Raw genomic sequence first — 14,498 nt, 5'->3', positions numbered from 1 at the left:
CACTCATTAAAATAAAAATCTCATAACGATGAACTGTAATCAAAAAAATTAAATAGCAGCACACCAACCTGTATGTGCTGCTAACTTTTTCAGAATAATTAAAATTGTGGACTTAATGCGTTATTCTCATGGCTGTTTCCTTAGTCTACGGGTATCACTTTTGGCGTATGAAAAGTGCGGAATAACAGATCAAGTCGTTCCCAAAGAACGAAGATCAAAATCTCTTTTGCCTTGGGTTCATCCAGTTCAACAACTGCGTAAATTAATGCCCGACACTGATCGATGATTTCTTCCAGTTCCAGCGGTGTGCTATCGAACATGATAAGCCTCCGTTGCTGGATATGGCAAAAAAGCAGTAGCCAGATGCAGATTTTCAGGAAGGGAATAGGTAAACTGACAGATAGCCATAGCGTTAGTCCTTATAACGTTGAGGTTAGCCCCTGTCTGGTATTGCAGTACCTTTCAGGGGCGAAACTGGTGTTCAGGTGGTCTTTTGTTAAATACGTACCTGCTCGGTTGCAATTTAAGGCTAGGGCTGTTGCTAGTCAATTCAATTAGTTAACTCGATATAAGAAAATCCACGGAGAGTGAGTTTTTCGGCTTTTAAGTTTGCATCGTCACGGAACTGATTGATGAAGTGGTAGAGAACGCTTGTATGAGTCTGGGGAATTGGTTTAAACAATTGGCTAATCAGAGGCTGAGATAACAGAGGATTTAACCGAGAAGATGAGTGAACTGCTGTTACTTCTGTGATGGAATCATAATCGTTTGGATTAACTGTATCTATTAGACTAAGGATATATTTATAAATGGCTTTAAAAACTGGTCGTGTTTTTAAATATGGAAACCAGCCGATAAGAAAAACTACTGTTGAGGTGGTGAGAGAGTTGGGAGGGTCAGCAACGGTATCTGAGGTTGATAATTATCTGAAGGCTAAGTTTTTAAACTATAAAGATGATACCTATCTGAATCTTATTGCTAATTCAGTTAATTGCAAGCGGAGTTATTGGGGCTTTAACAAAACAGCCGGACGGTCTGACGATGAAACTCATCGTCATCATGAGTACGATAAATTATACAAGCGTGGTGATAGGTATGAAATTTACCAGCCTTCTATACACGGCGTATGGGAGTTGTATGAAGATATTTACGGGAAATGGTGCTTCAGGGAGGTCGAAACTACGGATGAAGCAAAACGTCTCCGGACGGAATTCGAAATAGAAGTAAGAAAAGCCTCTCAATTAACTTCTAAGGAGCGTAAACAGTATTTAGCAGTAAGTAATATGCCGGAAATGAAGGAAGTTATTACTAAAATTTTTGTTCGTAATCCGTATGTGGTGGCTGAGGTGTTGCATAGAGCACAAGGTAAATGTGAACTTTGCAAATGTAATGCGCCATTTCTTCGTGGTAAAGATGGCACCCCATATCTTGAAGTTCATCATTGTGTTCCGCTATCTCAAGGTGGGGAGGATACGGTTGAAAATGCAATTGCTGTTTGTCCAAATTGCCATAGGCAAGCCCATTTTGGCTGAAATTATTATTTAGTGGCTTAAAAATATCCCTATCCATACCTAAAAAATTCATCCATGTGCGAAATTCAATAGATATCTCCCCATACTTCTCAGTATTAGGGGAGATAAATTACCTACGGCTATGACCAATTGGCAAACTCAAACGGCCTAATCATCCCGCTGTTGTTAGCATCCAGAAAATCAGCCCACCACTGCAACATCAGGCGACGCTGTTCAAGGTGTTTGGCCTTATGGGTGTAGGCAGCGCGAACGTTGTTCTTTTCCATATGGCTCATTTGGAGTTCTACAACATCTTCAGGCCAGATACCCGATTCAATCAAGGCACTACATGCCAGCGTTCGGAAACCATGACCACACAGATCGGTTTTGGTGTCATAGCCCATTTTGCGTAGTGCTTTGTTGATGGTGTTTTCACTCATCGGTTTCATCGCATCATAACAGCCAGTCAGAATAAAGCCGTCATCACCGTTAACGTCATAGGTGAGGTCTTTTAGTTCTTTCAAAATTGCCAGTGCTTGATCGCATAGAGGAACATAATGTTTCCTGCGCATTTTGGTACCACGGCCTGAATGTTTGATCCCTTCAATGGCTTCACGTTGTTCAGGGATAACCCACAAGGCGCTTTTGAAATCGATCTCTGACCATCGGGCAAAGCGGAGTTCACTGGAACGCACAAAAATCAGCAAATTGAGTTTTATCGCCAATTGGGTCAGTCTGCTACGGCCTTTATAAAATTTAATACGTTCCAGTAGGGTAGGTATCTCTTCCAGTTCAATAGCGGGGCGGTGTTCGGTCTGGGGCTTCTGAACCGCACCTTCCAAGTCATAGGCTGGATTGAAACGGATCATCTTTTGCTGGACGGCATAACGCATGATGGCGGTGGCGTACTGTTTCACCCGCATAGCGATTTCCAGATAACCCAGCTTCTCTATCTTTTTGATGGGAACCAGCAGATCGCCTGTATCCAGCTCAGCAATATCTTTGTTACCAATGTCAGGGAACAGATAAGTTTCCAGTCGTGTCCAGACAGAACGCTGATAATCTTCCGACCATGTGGTTTTGGTGGCAAACCAGCTTTTGGCAACAGTTTTGAAAGCGCGGGTGTTGTTACGCTTCTCTTGAATAGTTTTGTTGTCAGCCTGCTTTTTAGCGCTCGGATCAATTCCAGAAGCTAACAGCTTTTTTGCTTCATCTCGTCGTTGTCTTGCATCCGCCAGCGAAACAGCAGGATAGACGCCGATGGAAAACACCTTCTGCTTTCCTTCGAAGCGATAGCCCAACTGCCAGTATTTTGAACCGTTGGGATGTACCAGCAAGTAGAGGCCGAACCCGTCAGTAAGTTTTACCGCCTTTTCTGACGGCTTGGCATTTTTTACTTTAGTATCAGTAAGTGACATGACGGCTCCCTCCGATTGCTGGTAAAAACGAAATCGAACCAGCTTTACCAGTATTTTTACCAGCAAAAGGGTATGGCTTCGAGCGTTTTTTAGTGGACGAGGGTGAACCTAAAGAAGGGTATAACCAATTGATTAAAATCAAAAAAGCAGGCGTCAGTGAACGTCTGCTTTCTCTAAATTTGGCTCCTCTGACTGGACTCGAACCAGTGACATACGGATTAACAGTCCGCCGTTCTACCGACTGAACTACAGAGGAATCGTGTGAACGGGGCGCATGATATCCGCCACCCGCGGTACTGTCAACGGCAAAATCAGCTTTATCGTCTGACTGTCTAGGCTGTGTACAATTCGCTGTTTTTTTATGAGTTAGTAAATGGATGGCGCACGGTAATTGGTGCTGCTTTGCCAGCTTTTTAGACGGACGAGCGGCTCCTGTCGATAGAACTTTTGGAAGCAGCGGTACAGATCGGGGAAACGCTCTTCGAGAAGTTCGGGGGCGCTGAAGAAGTATTCCGACAGCACCGCAAAGCACTCTGCCGGATCGTGGACGGCGTAGGGATCTATGCTGGCGGCCTCTTCGCCGACCAGATCTATCTCTTCCTGCATGGCATCCATCGCGCCGTGCAAATGTTGTTCCCAGACAGCAATCTCACGCAGTGGAATCAGAGGAACGCCTGTTGCTTCACCGCTGCTGCGAATATCCAGCTTGTGCGCGACTTCATGAATGATGAGGTTGAAACCGGAGAGGTCGAAGGAATCCTGCACTTCCTGCCAGTTGAGGACAATCGGCCCCTGATCCCAACTTTGGCCGGATTGCACCATTTTCCCCTTATGCACGAGTCCAATATCGTCCTGCCACTCTTCTTCAACAATAAACGGGCTGGGGTAAATCAGAACTTCATGGAATCCATCCAGCGCATCCATTCCCAGCGACAACACTGGCAGGGAAAACAGCAGGGCGATGCGCTGTTGCATGATGTCCGTTAACACCAACTCCTGCAACGGAATCAAGCGCTTTTGCTTCAGAAATTGATCGGCAAGGGCGACCAGTTTCTGGAGCTCTTCGTCGCTTAAAGGCGCGAGAAGCGGGATGGAAATCGCAGCTTGCCAGTGTTCAAGCGTCTGCACCTGAGGTTGAGTGTTTTTCCACGGCCATTTAATCATTGTTATTGCTCGTTCAGTCGTCACTTGAATTTAAAGGCGAGGGCGGGTGCTGTTAACATGCCGCAAAAGTAGGCATCATGGCAACTGCTAAACGAAGAGATGCCGGAGCGGCTGAACGGACCAGTCTCGAAAACTGGAGTAGGGGCAACGCTACAGGGGGCTCAAATCCTCTCTCTCCGCCACTATTCAAACACTTACCCCGTGTTTATTCTGTGACGCTTTCCACACTTGGCGGTGGCTTAAAGTGGGCAGCTCAAATTCCCTTCTTCACAACGTAGCATGGTTTTGAACTCTTTTACGCGCTCGGCAGTTTTCTCCGTCAGGCACTGGGAATACACCATGCCATGCACCGATCCTCCGGTTGTCGGGAAAGTCTGAAACTCACAGTCAGCGTCGCGATACGCGATCCATTTTCTCTGGGCTGACTTGAGTAATGCCTTGTGTTCTTCAATAACGACCCGCTTTACGACATTCTGATAAAGCCGATTCAGCTCGCCATCCACTTTTTTATATTCATCAGCAGCGCACTGGTTCATCTCCAACTGTGTGTTGGCATTATTACAATCTAAAGCCGCTGTGGGCCGCCAGCGTTGTCATGTTTGCTAGGCAACGTACGGGATTTCCCCGTGAGCAGCTTCGCGTAATGCTCAGCTAAATGTAACGATCCGGCGGCGAGTGCGATACACTTCGGTCATCTTATCAATGGGGTATGTTAGCGAATTATCTGGCGTGAGCATTAAACGAGTAGCAGCCTGCCTGGCCATTTTTTCTATGATGATGCTGTTTATTGCTCCCGTGATTTCCAAATCATTGGTGCAGTTAGCGGTCTGTCAGGTATCCACTCACCACATGCCTGCTGTGTCGCAACATCATCATGGCGCACATGAGCATGAGGCATGCCACCATGGCAGTACACCGCATAATCTGATGATGTCGAGCGTCGGGCTTTCGCCGATGGAGGACATTGCCTGCGGATACTGCCAGCTGCTGGTGCATTTACCGTTTATTCTTTCGGTCATATTACCGTTGCTCTGGCTGCTATTGTCTGCCAGCAGGCCGACCTATTCTCCTGATTTTGTTTGCCCAACCTTATTCCGGCCTTATTGCCCACAGCGCGCCCGTGCACCTCCTGGTGCGGTTTCTTTGTTTTGAATCTTTTTAATTAAATTAACGACATCCGTCGGCGTACTCCCTTATGGTCGGGCGATCCCTCCATAGGTGTTTTGCCGCACGTCGTTATGGCATAAGAAACCGTAAGGCAACACGATGAAAAAAATTGAATTGGTATACACGCCCGCCGCTTCTCTGGTGCTGGTGGCGTTATCCTCTTTACCTGTGATGGCGCAGAGCAATCACGATCATTCCGCTGCTCACGCCACGCTGAACAATGATGATGCTGTGATGGTGGTGACCGCACCGGAGACGTCTCCACTCACGCTGGTGACCTCGCCGAAAACGCCGCGCCAGCCTGTACCGGCCAGTGATGGTTCGGATTATCTGAAAACCATTCCCGGTTTTTCGCAAATACGCAACGGCGGCACAAATGGCGATCCTGTCTTCCGGGGCATGTTTGGCTCAAGACTGCGTCTTCTTTCTAATAATGGTGAGATGTTAGGTGCCTGTCCGTCACGCATGGATGCGCCAAGTTCGTACATCTCGCCCGAAAGCTATGACCTGTTAACCTTTACCAAAGGGCCGCAGACCGTACTGTGGGGGGCAGGAAATTCAGCGGGAACCGTGCGGTTCGAGCGGACGCCACCGCGTTTTGATAAGCCGGGGGTACAGGGCAATGCCAGCGTGCTGGTGGCGTCAAACGATCGCCATGATGAAAATGCCGATGTCAGCTTCGGGAGTGAAGAAGGCTATGTTCGACTCATCGGTAATAAATCACAGTCAGGCGATTACAGAGATGGCGAGGGGAAACGCGTGGCCTCAAAGTGGGATAAATGGAATGCGGACGTGGCGCTTGGCTGGACGCCAGACAGCGACACCTTGTTGGAGCTGACCGCAGGCAAAGGCGATGGAGAAGCGCGTTACGCAGGGCGCGGCATGGACGGTTCGCAATTTAAGCGTGAGAGTTTGGGTATCCGCGTGGAGAAATCAAATATAGGAGACGTATTCGATAAATTTGAGGCGAGTGCGTACTACAATTATGCCGATCACGTTATGGATAATTACACGCTGCGATCGCCGAGCGGCATGGGAATGATGGGTATGCCTATGGCCAGCCAACTGGATAGAAAAACGGTTGGCGGACGGATGATGGCAACGTGGGTATGGGCCGACTATGAGCTGAAAAGCGGGGCGGACATGCAGACGAACACGCATCGCCGCTGGCGAAATGATAGCTGGAAGAAAGATGCACAGTTTAATACCTATGGTGTCTTCAGCGAGCTGACCTGGCAAGTTTCTGGGCAAAGTAAGGTCATCGGGGGAACGCGCTTTGATAAAACTAAGGTCGAGAACGACACAGGCACTAGCGTGAACGAGCGTCATGATACGCTACCCGCTGGCTTTATCCGCGTTGAGCATACGCTGGCTAACAGCCCATTAATGTTGTACGCAGGAGTGGGTTACACCGAGCGCTTTCCTGATTATTGGGAGCTTTTCTCGCCAACTTATGGGCCGGGAAGAACGCAGAGTGCATTCACGCATGTTAAAACCGAGAAAACGACCCAGCTCGATATCGGGGCGCAGTACAGCGGCGAGCGTATGAACAGTTGGGTCTCTGCCTATGTGGGACGGGTTAATGATTTTATTCTGTTCCGCTATGATCCGCTGAATGCCAGAGTCAGTGAGGCGGATAATGTTAATGCGACCATCATGGGTGGAGAAACGGGGTTCAGTTATAAATTAACGGATAGCTGGAAAACGGACGCCAGTCTGGCGTATTCCTGGGCGAAGAATACCGATGATCATCGGCCACTGCCGCAAATGCCACCGCTGGAAGCGCGCCTTGGACTATCGTGGGAAAAAGGGAACTGGAGCAGCACAGGCTTGCTGCGTCTGGTGAGTCAGCAAAATAGGGTCGCGGTTAGCGAAGGTAACGTTGTCGGGAAGGACTTTGATAATAGCCCCAGTTTTGCGATTTTCTCGGCTAATGCGGCGTATCGCGTCAACCAATACGTCAAGCTGAGTACGGGTATCGATAACCTGTTCAACACCACCTACAGTGAGCATCTTAACCTTGCTGGTAATAGCAGTTTCGGTTACTCAGCCAACACGTCCGTAAATGAGCCGGGTAGAACTTATTGGGCGAAGGTAAATGTCACCTTCTGATTAAGGGCTTTAACGTACGGATAAACTGCACCGTAGTCATTCTTTGACGGATTACGGTGTGGTTCTGGGGTGATACGCTGCATGAAACATGTCATTGCATTTTCTCTGTGAAGATTCGTCTCAATTATTCCGACGAATGCTGACAAATCCCGAACGCTGAACTATTTTCATAAATAATTATCACGTTACGGAGGTTGATATGGGATTTTGGCGCATCGTACTGACTATTCTTCTGCCCCCGTTGGGCGTGTTATTGGGGAAAGGGATTGGTGGAGCATTCATTCTGAATATTATTCTGACGCTATTAGGCTATTTTCCCGGTTTGGTGCATGCATTTTGGGTGCAGACAAAAGATGATGGGATTTAATGGCTGAAAAGCTGAATAACGGTCATGATGCAATAACGGGAGGCAAATGGCCTCCCGTTATTTTTACGGACGAGTAAGACCGACGATCAATAATAGCCAATCAGTTTCCACCACGCTAAGCCGACGATAAAAATCAGGGCGACGTTAAACGTGACGATGCAGAAATTGATTTTATAGAAACGGTGCCGTTCAAAATATCCCTGAGCAAAATAGATCGGGCCGGGGCCTCCGCCGTATTCGGTATTTCCCCACATTAGGTTGCTAAAAATCCCAAAACAGATGGCGACCATCATGGGCGGCGCGCCTGCGGCTATTGCGGTGGCGGCGAAGGGCGCATAGAGCGCGGCTACGTGACCAGAGGCGGTTGCAAACAGATAATGCACATAGATATAGAGGATGCCGAGAATCACGAAGGTTTCCATCGCGCCGAAACCCTGTATGGAATTACCCAGTTTAACGGTCATCCACTTGATGAAGCCGAGGTCAGACAATCCTGCGGCGAGGCTGATAATGACGCTGAACCAGATGACCGTATCCCAGGCTGCGCGATCGCTAAGTACGTCTTTCCACTGGACGGCCTGAGTGACGAACAGGTAGGCAACCAATGCCAACCCGACGGACGTGGCGGAAAAACCGGTGATCAGGCTGGTGCCCCAGCCAAGCAGCGCGAGAACAAAGCCAAACGCGACTTTTTTCTCTGCCGATTTCATGCCGCCCAATTCCGCCAGCGATCGGCGTCCCATCTCTTTGGCTTCTGGTGTTTTTTTCAGTTCCGGGTTCAGTATTTTGTACACCAGCAACGGCATCAGGCAGAAGCAGCACATGGCGGGTACGACAGCGGCAATAAACCAGCCGCCCCAGGTAATATCCACGCCTAATGAGGTTTTCGCCAGACTGCCGACGAGCGGGTTGGCGGCCATGCCGGTGAGGAAGATCGCGCCAGTGATCGGAGTAAACTGAAAGCAGACCATGATCAGGAAGTCCCCGATCTTTTTACCGCTAACGCCGGGTGTTGAGCCTAATACTTCATTAATGGAACGCACGATAGGAAAGATAATTCCCCCCGAACGCGCCGTGACGGATGGCATGGCGGGCGCCATGATGAGATCGGAAACGCCCAGTGAATAAGCAATCCCCAGGCTGCTTCCGCCGAATAGCGACAGCATTTTGTAGGCGATGCGTTTTCCTAATCCAGATGTCACAAAACCCAGAGAAAGAATATAGGCACAAAAGATGAGCCAGACGGTACCGCTGGAAAAACCGGCTAATGCTTTCGCTTCTGTTAATGTTCCAGTGAAAATAGTGATGCAAAGGACAAGCAGCATAATCGCGCCCGACGGCAGAGGCTGCGTCAATATTGCTGCGATGGTGGCGGCAAAGATCGCGAACATATGCCATGCCTGCGGCGTAAGGCCATCGGGCACCGGAGAAAACCAGATAATCAGGCCCAGCAGGAGAGGAATAATAACTGCGACTATTTTTTTCTTGGTGGATGATTCGGATGACATAACGTCTCCTTAATCGTGCAAGCCATTATTATCCGCCATCATTCCCGGCAACAGAGAGCCTGCCCAGACGCGTTATTATTTTGCGTCTGGGACGTATCGATCTCAGTCTGTTAATTAGGGTGATACCGGATAATCGCCGGTGATGACTACTTTCTTTCTGTTTTATTTAATACCTGGTCAACCATTTCAGGGGCGCTGCCCAAATAATTGACGGGATTAGTCAGGTCTTCGATTAATTTGGGGTCGAGTCGGCTGGAGACGCCAGGCATGGCATTGAGAACATCGGCCAGCGTGCCGCCTTTCTCATTCACGATACGGCAGGCATCGTAAACGATGTCATGAGCTTCCTGACGCCCAATATACGGTGCCAGCCCCATCATAACGGCTTCTGCCACAATCAGGCCGTTGGTCATATTGAGGTTTTTCAGCATCATTTTCTCATCAACAATAAGACCGTTTAGCATGAAATTGGCCTGATGAAGTGCGCCCGCAGAAAGAATGAAACTTTCCGGAATAGCGATCCATTCTGCGTGCCATGGGCCTGTAGCGCGTTCCAGATCTTGCACCATCGCATCCAGCATTAATCCAGCCTGTTGGCGAACGCCTTTGGAACAGGCTAACATCAGTTCGCTGGAAATGGGGTTACGTTTTTGCGGCATGGTGCTGCTGGCTCCACGGCCTTTGACAAACGGTTCATACAGTTCGCCGAATTCGTTGGAGGCCATCAGCATGACGTCATAGCCAATTTTCCCCAACGAACCCGTGATTACTGCCAGCAGGTTGACGGCTTCGGCAAATCCATCACGAGCAACATGCCAGGTTGAGGTCGGTACGCCCAGGCCAAGCTCGGCCATTAGTGCTTTTTGTACCGCCAGCCCTTTGTCGCCTAACGAGGCCAATGTCCCTGCTGCACCCGCGAATTCGCCTACCAGTACGCGAGGGCGCATCTGGGCAAGGCGTTCTGCATGGCGGTCGAACATATCCAGCCAGATGGCAGCTTTGTAGCCGAACGTAATCGGTAATGCCTGTTGTAAATGGGTACGTCCAGCCATTGGCGTATTGCGGTAACGTGCGGCCAGCCCGGCTAAAATAGAACGCAGTGCGTCGATATCCGCTTCAATTAACGCGAAGGCATCACGGATTTGCAGCACGACGGCAGTATCCATAATGTCCTGTGTCGTTGCCCCCCAGTGTACATAGCCGCCAGATTGACCAGCCTGTTTGGAAATCTGATGCACCAGCGGCAGGATAGGGTAGCCCACAATTTCTGTTTCATGGCGCAGCAGCTCAAAATCGAGCGTGTCGGCGTTACAACTGGCCGTAATTTCTGCGGCAGCGTCTTCTGGAATTACGCCACAGCGCGCCTGCGCGTTGGCCAGAGCGATCTCTACTTCTACATACTTACGGATGAGTTCCCGATCATCGAAGATCGCCCGCATTTCCGGGGTACCAAATGAATCACGGAATAGGACTGAATCAAGTACATTCGAAGCCATAACGCCTCCTGAAGCGAGTGTATTAGTGATAAGATGCAGGCCATATCCGCAATAAAATGAAGCGTGCTTCCGTTGATAATTGATATAACCTGAAAATTTAAATATACGGACAGGTTTAAATGTCCGTACATGTTGTACTTATGACAACATGTACGGACAAGTTAGGGAAGCAACTGAGTGTCATTTTGTGATGCAGGGCATCAATATTGATTAAGAGCGTGAGCCGATGAAAGAACCCTTGTATAAGCGTATTGCCCGTGAACTCAGCCAGAATATTACGCTAGGCCAGTATCCGGCGGGGTCGTTAATCCCCTCCGAGCTGGAGCTCTGTGAGCAGTATCAGGTCAGTCGGCATACCGTCAGGGAGGCGCTGCGCGATCTAACAGAGGCGGGTTTGCTATCCCGTCGCAAGGGCGTGGGCTCCGTTGTTGTCGATAATGATGAAAAGCGCGAACGCAACCATCCTCTGGCTAGCCTTGAGGATCTGTTCGTGCTGGCAAAAACCAACCTGCGTGTAGTGAAGAAGATTGATGAAATCGTGGCGGATGTTGAACTGGCACAGATTATCGGCGGTAAACCGGGCGATCGCTGGCTGCATATTGCCAGCATTCGTGAAGACAGCGAGAAAAAGGACTTCCCGATCTGCTGGACTGATAGCTACGTTAGCCCGGATTATGCCAAGGTCAAAAGTTTGGTACGCAGCGATCCGTTTGCTTTGATTAGCGATCTGATTGAAAAGCACTACGGCGTGCAGGGGGAAGAAGTACGCCAGACGATTTCTGCCGTGGGTGTTCCGGCCAAAATAGCGAAAACGCTGGGCGTTGATGTCGGTTATCCGGCATTAAAAATCATCCGCCATTATCTGGACCGCTCGGGAAACGTCTTTGAAACCACGGTATCGATCCATCCTGCAGACCGATACACCTGCTCTATTACGCTGAAACGTCAAACGGGAAACCGAACGTAATTAGATAAATATGTTATTGAAAAATTTTGATTTTATATCGAAATGTGCCTGCATGATTAATGTAGGCACGATCTTTTCCCTTGTCCCTACTGTGCGCGTACCACTCGATTGCGCCCTTGTTGTTTGGCCTGATAAAGCGCGATATCGGCGCGGTTAATCAGCATACTTAGCGTTTCGCCTGCCCGGTATTCGGCGACACCGCAGCTGACCGTCACCTGAATGGTTCCTTCACGGCAGGGAATCTGGGCTATCTCAATACTGTGGCGTAGCGCTTCTGCACGCTGTTGCGCAGCGTTGATATCACAATCGTCGAGTAGAATAACGAACTCCTCGCCTCCCCAACGGCAGGATTGATCGCTGGAGCGGGTATTGCTCGATAAGAGGGCAGAGACCCCTTGCAGGACAAAATCACCGACGTTGTGACCATACTGGTCATTGATTCTCTTAAAGTGGTCAATATCAATGAGAAGAATGGAGAGTGATTTGTGCCGTAAGGCATTCTTCGCACCGAGACGGAGGAATAAATAATCAAATGCCTGACGGTTCATCAAGCCTGTTAATTTATCGGTTGTGGCCATTTGTTCCAGTCGGCGTTGATAGCCGCCAATGGTCAACCACAACAGTAACAGGAAGAGGATGCTGACGAACGTGCTGATGCCCAGATTCTTTAGCAACGTGGCGAACAGCCGTTTTTCACTGGGATGGCTGATTTGCTCAACCATCAAATACCAGCCGAATTCAGGGATTAGCCGAGTGTTGAGGAAGATACGCTCTCCGTCTAACTGATACTCATAAGCACCGCTAGGAGAGGTCAAAATCGTGGTCGCGATCCGGTTCAGCCCCTGCTGTTGCTGAATTTGCAGCGGGCGCGTGTAGGTTTTCCCGTGTAGCGTAATGTTGCCTTCTTTATCAATGAAATAGATTGTTCGGTTATAGCGCTGTTCGTATTTTTCAATGAGGTGCTTAACGCGCTCAACTGGGATGCCTACGCCAGTAATGCCAATAAAATTGTCTTCATAATCCATGACTTTATGGTTGATGAAAATATCCAGACGAGTGCGTTCTTCGGGGTCGATGCGGAGATCGACGACATAAGGCATGTCATCTGACAGCGCTCTGTGCTGGAAATACCATTGATCGTCGGGAGATGATTCCGAGACGGTTTTCAGGATGCGCTGTTGATCGTAGTAGAGCCCGGTTTTATCAGAAATGAAAAACGAAAATACGGTGTTGAAACGGCGATCGATCTCCTTCAGATAGCGGAATAGGGCCTGCGGATCGTTTTCATCTTTCAGCACCCAGTCGCGTAAAAAAGTGTCGTGCGCCATTAGCGACGAAATAAAGATAGGTTTTAACAAATCCTGCTGGATTTCCGAATAAACGTTATCGCTGGTCAACGGCAGGGTATTTTCTTCGATTTCTTCTTCCAGTGATTCTTTAGCCACTTCATAGCTGGTCCAGCTAATCACCAGGAATGCGGCGAGCAGCATGGAACCAAATATTAGGATTGCGCGTGTCTTGTCCAGCCAGCGTGAGGTGTTGATAAATCCGGTCTGCAAAATAATCTCCCCAGAGAAGTATTGGTGGGATAGGTGAATAAGCCTCTGTTTTCACCTAAAAATAGTGGTGCACGTGCTACTGGAATAATGGTGTAACAAAGCGGGCAAAGGAATCGCTGACTCGTAGGATTCAGTATAGTGGTTTCAGTGTGGAAGTATTAGCGCAGATTGTCGGAACGTAATGTTTTGTATTGTATTGTGGGCTTGTTAAAGCTCTCTTGTCAGTTTGATTATCCCTATGGTTAGATTTAATCAAACAGTGACGTTGGGTAGATGACCATGAGCCATTATTCAGCAGCGAAGGAATCAGGCCCAACAGCGCTTTTATTTATTAATAAACAGGCGCGGAACGGTGATTCCTCCGCACGCTATGTAAAAGAATTATTACAACAAAGCCAGATCGGCATCCTCGAAGCGGATGAAAAAGACACGGGTTCGTGCAGCGATATTATACGTGCGTATGCGGATCGGGTGGATTTTGTGATTATCGGCGGTGGCGATGGCACGCTGAATTCAGCCGCGTCCGGCCTCGTAGATACTGGGTTGCCACTGGGCGTGTTGCCATTAGGGACGGCGAATGACTTTGCCCGTACGGTGGGGATCCCCAGAGAGATTCGGCAGGCCGTGCAGGTTATCGCTAACGGGGGGCGGCGTGCCGTTGACTTGGGTGAGGTCAACGGGCATCTGTTCTTTAACGTTTCCAGTATAGGGTTTTCTGCTGCATTGGCGCGCGGGCTATCGGCGAAATCCAAAAAACGATGGGGAACATTAGGCTATGCGCTGGCGGCTTTTAAACTCTTGAAACAAAGTCGTCCTTTCCGCGTGGAGATTGAGCATGACGGCATCAAAGAGCGAGTGAGAACGGTACAGGTGTCGGTGGGAAACGGGCGTTTCTACGGTGGTGGCATGGCGGTAGCTGACAGTGCCGCGCCTGATGATGGTCGGCTGGATGTGTATAGTCTGGAGGTTTCTCACTGGTGGGAAATGGTGGCTCTGATTCCCTTTATCCGCAAGGGAACGCATGGTCGCTGGCGCAAAGTCCGCGCCTTTTCAGCCAGAGAACTAACGTTGAGTACCTCGAAGCCGCACGATATCAATGCCGACGGCGAGCTGATTGGCAAAACGCCAGCGGTATTCGGGATCAGAGAAAAGGCGATTCAGGTTTTTGCACCACCGGTGCCTGATTAAAATCTGAACCTAAAACAAACAGGGGCACCGCATGGTGTCCC

Annotated in this window: 13 protein-coding genes and 2 tRNA genes; 7 read left to right on the top strand and 8 right to left on the bottom strand. The window is 49.1% G+C overall.

Annotated elements, in window-relative coordinates; genetic code table 11:
• Nucleotides 1-140 precede the first annotated feature (140 nt).
• Nucleotides 141-320 (bottom strand): hypothetical protein, encoded by a 180-nt coding sequence (locus EO763_RS14130; protein ID WP_161529332.1) that lies wholly within the window; start codon nt 318-320, stop codon nt 141-143.
• A 489-nt stretch (nt 321-809) separates the two neighbouring features.
• Here EO763_RS14130 and EO763_RS14125 point away from each other — a divergent pair, with 489 nt between their 5' ends.
• Nucleotides 810-1,532, top strand: a complete 723-nt coding sequence (locus EO763_RS14125; RefSeq protein ID WP_161529331.1) for an HNH endonuclease — start codon at nt 810-812, stop codon at nt 1,530-1,532.
• Between the two features lie 119 nt (nt 1,533-1,651).
• On the opposite strand, the gene EO763_RS14120 is transcribed toward EO763_RS14125, so the two are convergent.
• The 3 genes from EO763_RS14120 to mtfA all read right to left on the bottom strand — a co-directional run bounded on the left by EO763_RS14120 (nt 1,652) and on the right by mtfA (nt 4,093).
• Nucleotides 1,652-2,929 (bottom strand): tyrosine-type recombinase/integrase, encoded by a 1,278-nt coding sequence (locus EO763_RS14120; protein ID WP_161529330.1) that lies wholly within the window; start codon nt 2,927-2,929, stop codon nt 1,652-1,654.
• A gap of 180 nt (nt 2,930-3,109) precedes the next feature.
• Nucleotides 3,110-3,185, bottom strand: a tRNA-Asn gene (locus EO763_RS14115).
• 110 nt (nt 3,186-3,295) lie between these two features.
• Nucleotides 3,296-4,093: a DgsA anti-repressor MtfA gene (gene mtfA / locus EO763_RS14110; RefSeq protein WP_161529329.1), complete on the bottom strand. Its 798-nt coding sequence runs from the start codon at nt 4,091-4,093 to the stop codon at nt 3,296-3,298.
• Between the two features lie 93 nt (nt 4,094-4,186).
• Between mtfA and EO763_RS14105 the strand changes: the two genes are divergently transcribed.
• Nucleotides 4,187-4,275 (top strand) — tRNA-Ser (locus EO763_RS14105).
• A gap of 57 nt (nt 4,276-4,332) precedes the next feature.
• On the opposite strand, the gene EO763_RS14100 is transcribed toward EO763_RS14105, so the two are convergent.
• Entirely contained in the window at nt 4,333-4,629 is a 297-nt protein-coding gene (locus tag EO763_RS14100) for a lysozyme inhibitor LprI family protein (RefSeq protein WP_425281346.1), read from the bottom strand.
• Between the two features lie 193 nt (nt 4,630-4,822).
• On the opposite strand from EO763_RS14100, the gene EO763_RS14095 reads away from it, so the two are divergent.
• The 3 genes from EO763_RS14095 (at nt 4,823) to EO763_RS14085 (ending at nt 7,739) form a co-directional block, all read left to right on the top strand.
• Nucleotides 4,823-5,245, top strand: coding sequence for a DUF2946 domain-containing protein (locus EO763_RS14095; RefSeq protein WP_244321992.1), 423 nt, complete (start codon nt 4,823-4,825; stop codon nt 5,243-5,245).
• A 114-nt stretch (nt 5,246-5,359) separates the two neighbouring features.
• The gene (locus EO763_RS14090; protein ID WP_161529328.1) at nt 5,360-7,372 is read left to right on the top strand and encodes a TonB-dependent copper receptor; all 2,013 of its coding nucleotides are present in this window, start codon (nt 5,360-5,362) and stop codon (nt 7,370-7,372) included.
• Between the two features lie 199 nt (nt 7,373-7,571).
• Nucleotides 7,572-7,739: a YqaE/Pmp3 family membrane protein gene (locus tag EO763_RS14085; protein ID WP_010280855.1), complete on the top strand. Its 168-nt coding sequence runs from the start codon at nt 7,572-7,574 to the stop codon at nt 7,737-7,739.
• 86 nt (nt 7,740-7,825) lie between these two features.
• On the opposite strand, the gene EO763_RS14080 is transcribed toward EO763_RS14085, so the two are convergent.
• Both EO763_RS14080 and EO763_RS14075 read right to left on the bottom strand, forming a co-directional pair.
• Nucleotides 7,826-9,247 (bottom strand): DASS family sodium-coupled anion symporter, encoded by a 1,422-nt coding sequence (locus EO763_RS14080; protein WP_161529327.1) that lies wholly within the window; start codon nt 9,245-9,247, stop codon nt 7,826-7,828.
• Nucleotides 9,248-9,393: 146 nt separating this feature from the next.
• Nucleotides 9,394-10,743, bottom strand: coding sequence for a class-II fumarase/aspartase family protein (locus EO763_RS14075; RefSeq protein WP_161529326.1), 1,350 nt, complete (start codon nt 10,741-10,743; stop codon nt 9,394-9,396).
• 226 nt (nt 10,744-10,969) lie between these two features.
• Between EO763_RS14075 and EO763_RS14070 the strand changes: the two genes are divergently transcribed.
• A complete protein-coding gene (locus EO763_RS14070; RefSeq protein ID WP_161529325.1) occupies nt 10,970-11,710 on the top strand; it encodes a GntR family transcriptional regulator in 741 nt (246 codons plus the stop codon).
• 86 nt (nt 11,711-11,796) lie between these two features.
• On the opposite strand, the gene EO763_RS14065 is transcribed toward EO763_RS14070, so the two are convergent.
• Nucleotides 11,797-13,269, bottom strand: a complete 1,473-nt coding sequence (locus tag EO763_RS14065) for a sensor domain-containing diguanylate cyclase (protein ID WP_161529324.1) — start codon at nt 13,267-13,269, stop codon at nt 11,797-11,799.
• A 273-nt stretch (nt 13,270-13,542) separates the two neighbouring features.
• Between EO763_RS14065 and EO763_RS14060 the strand changes: the two genes are divergently transcribed.
• Nucleotides 13,543-14,457 (top strand): lipid kinase, encoded by a 915-nt coding sequence (locus EO763_RS14060; RefSeq protein WP_161529323.1) that lies wholly within the window; start codon nt 13,543-13,545, stop codon nt 14,455-14,457.
• The last annotated feature ends 41 nt before the right edge of the window (nt 14,458-14,498 follow it).

It is taken from the genome of Pectobacterium odoriferum (assembly GCF_009931295.1).
In the GTDB taxonomy this organism is placed as follows: Bacteria; Pseudomonadota; Gammaproteobacteria; order Enterobacterales; family Enterobacteriaceae; genus Pectobacterium; species Pectobacterium odoriferum.
Note: the sequence above shows the minus strand (reverse complement) of the source record. Positions and strands in the feature narration are given on the sequence as shown.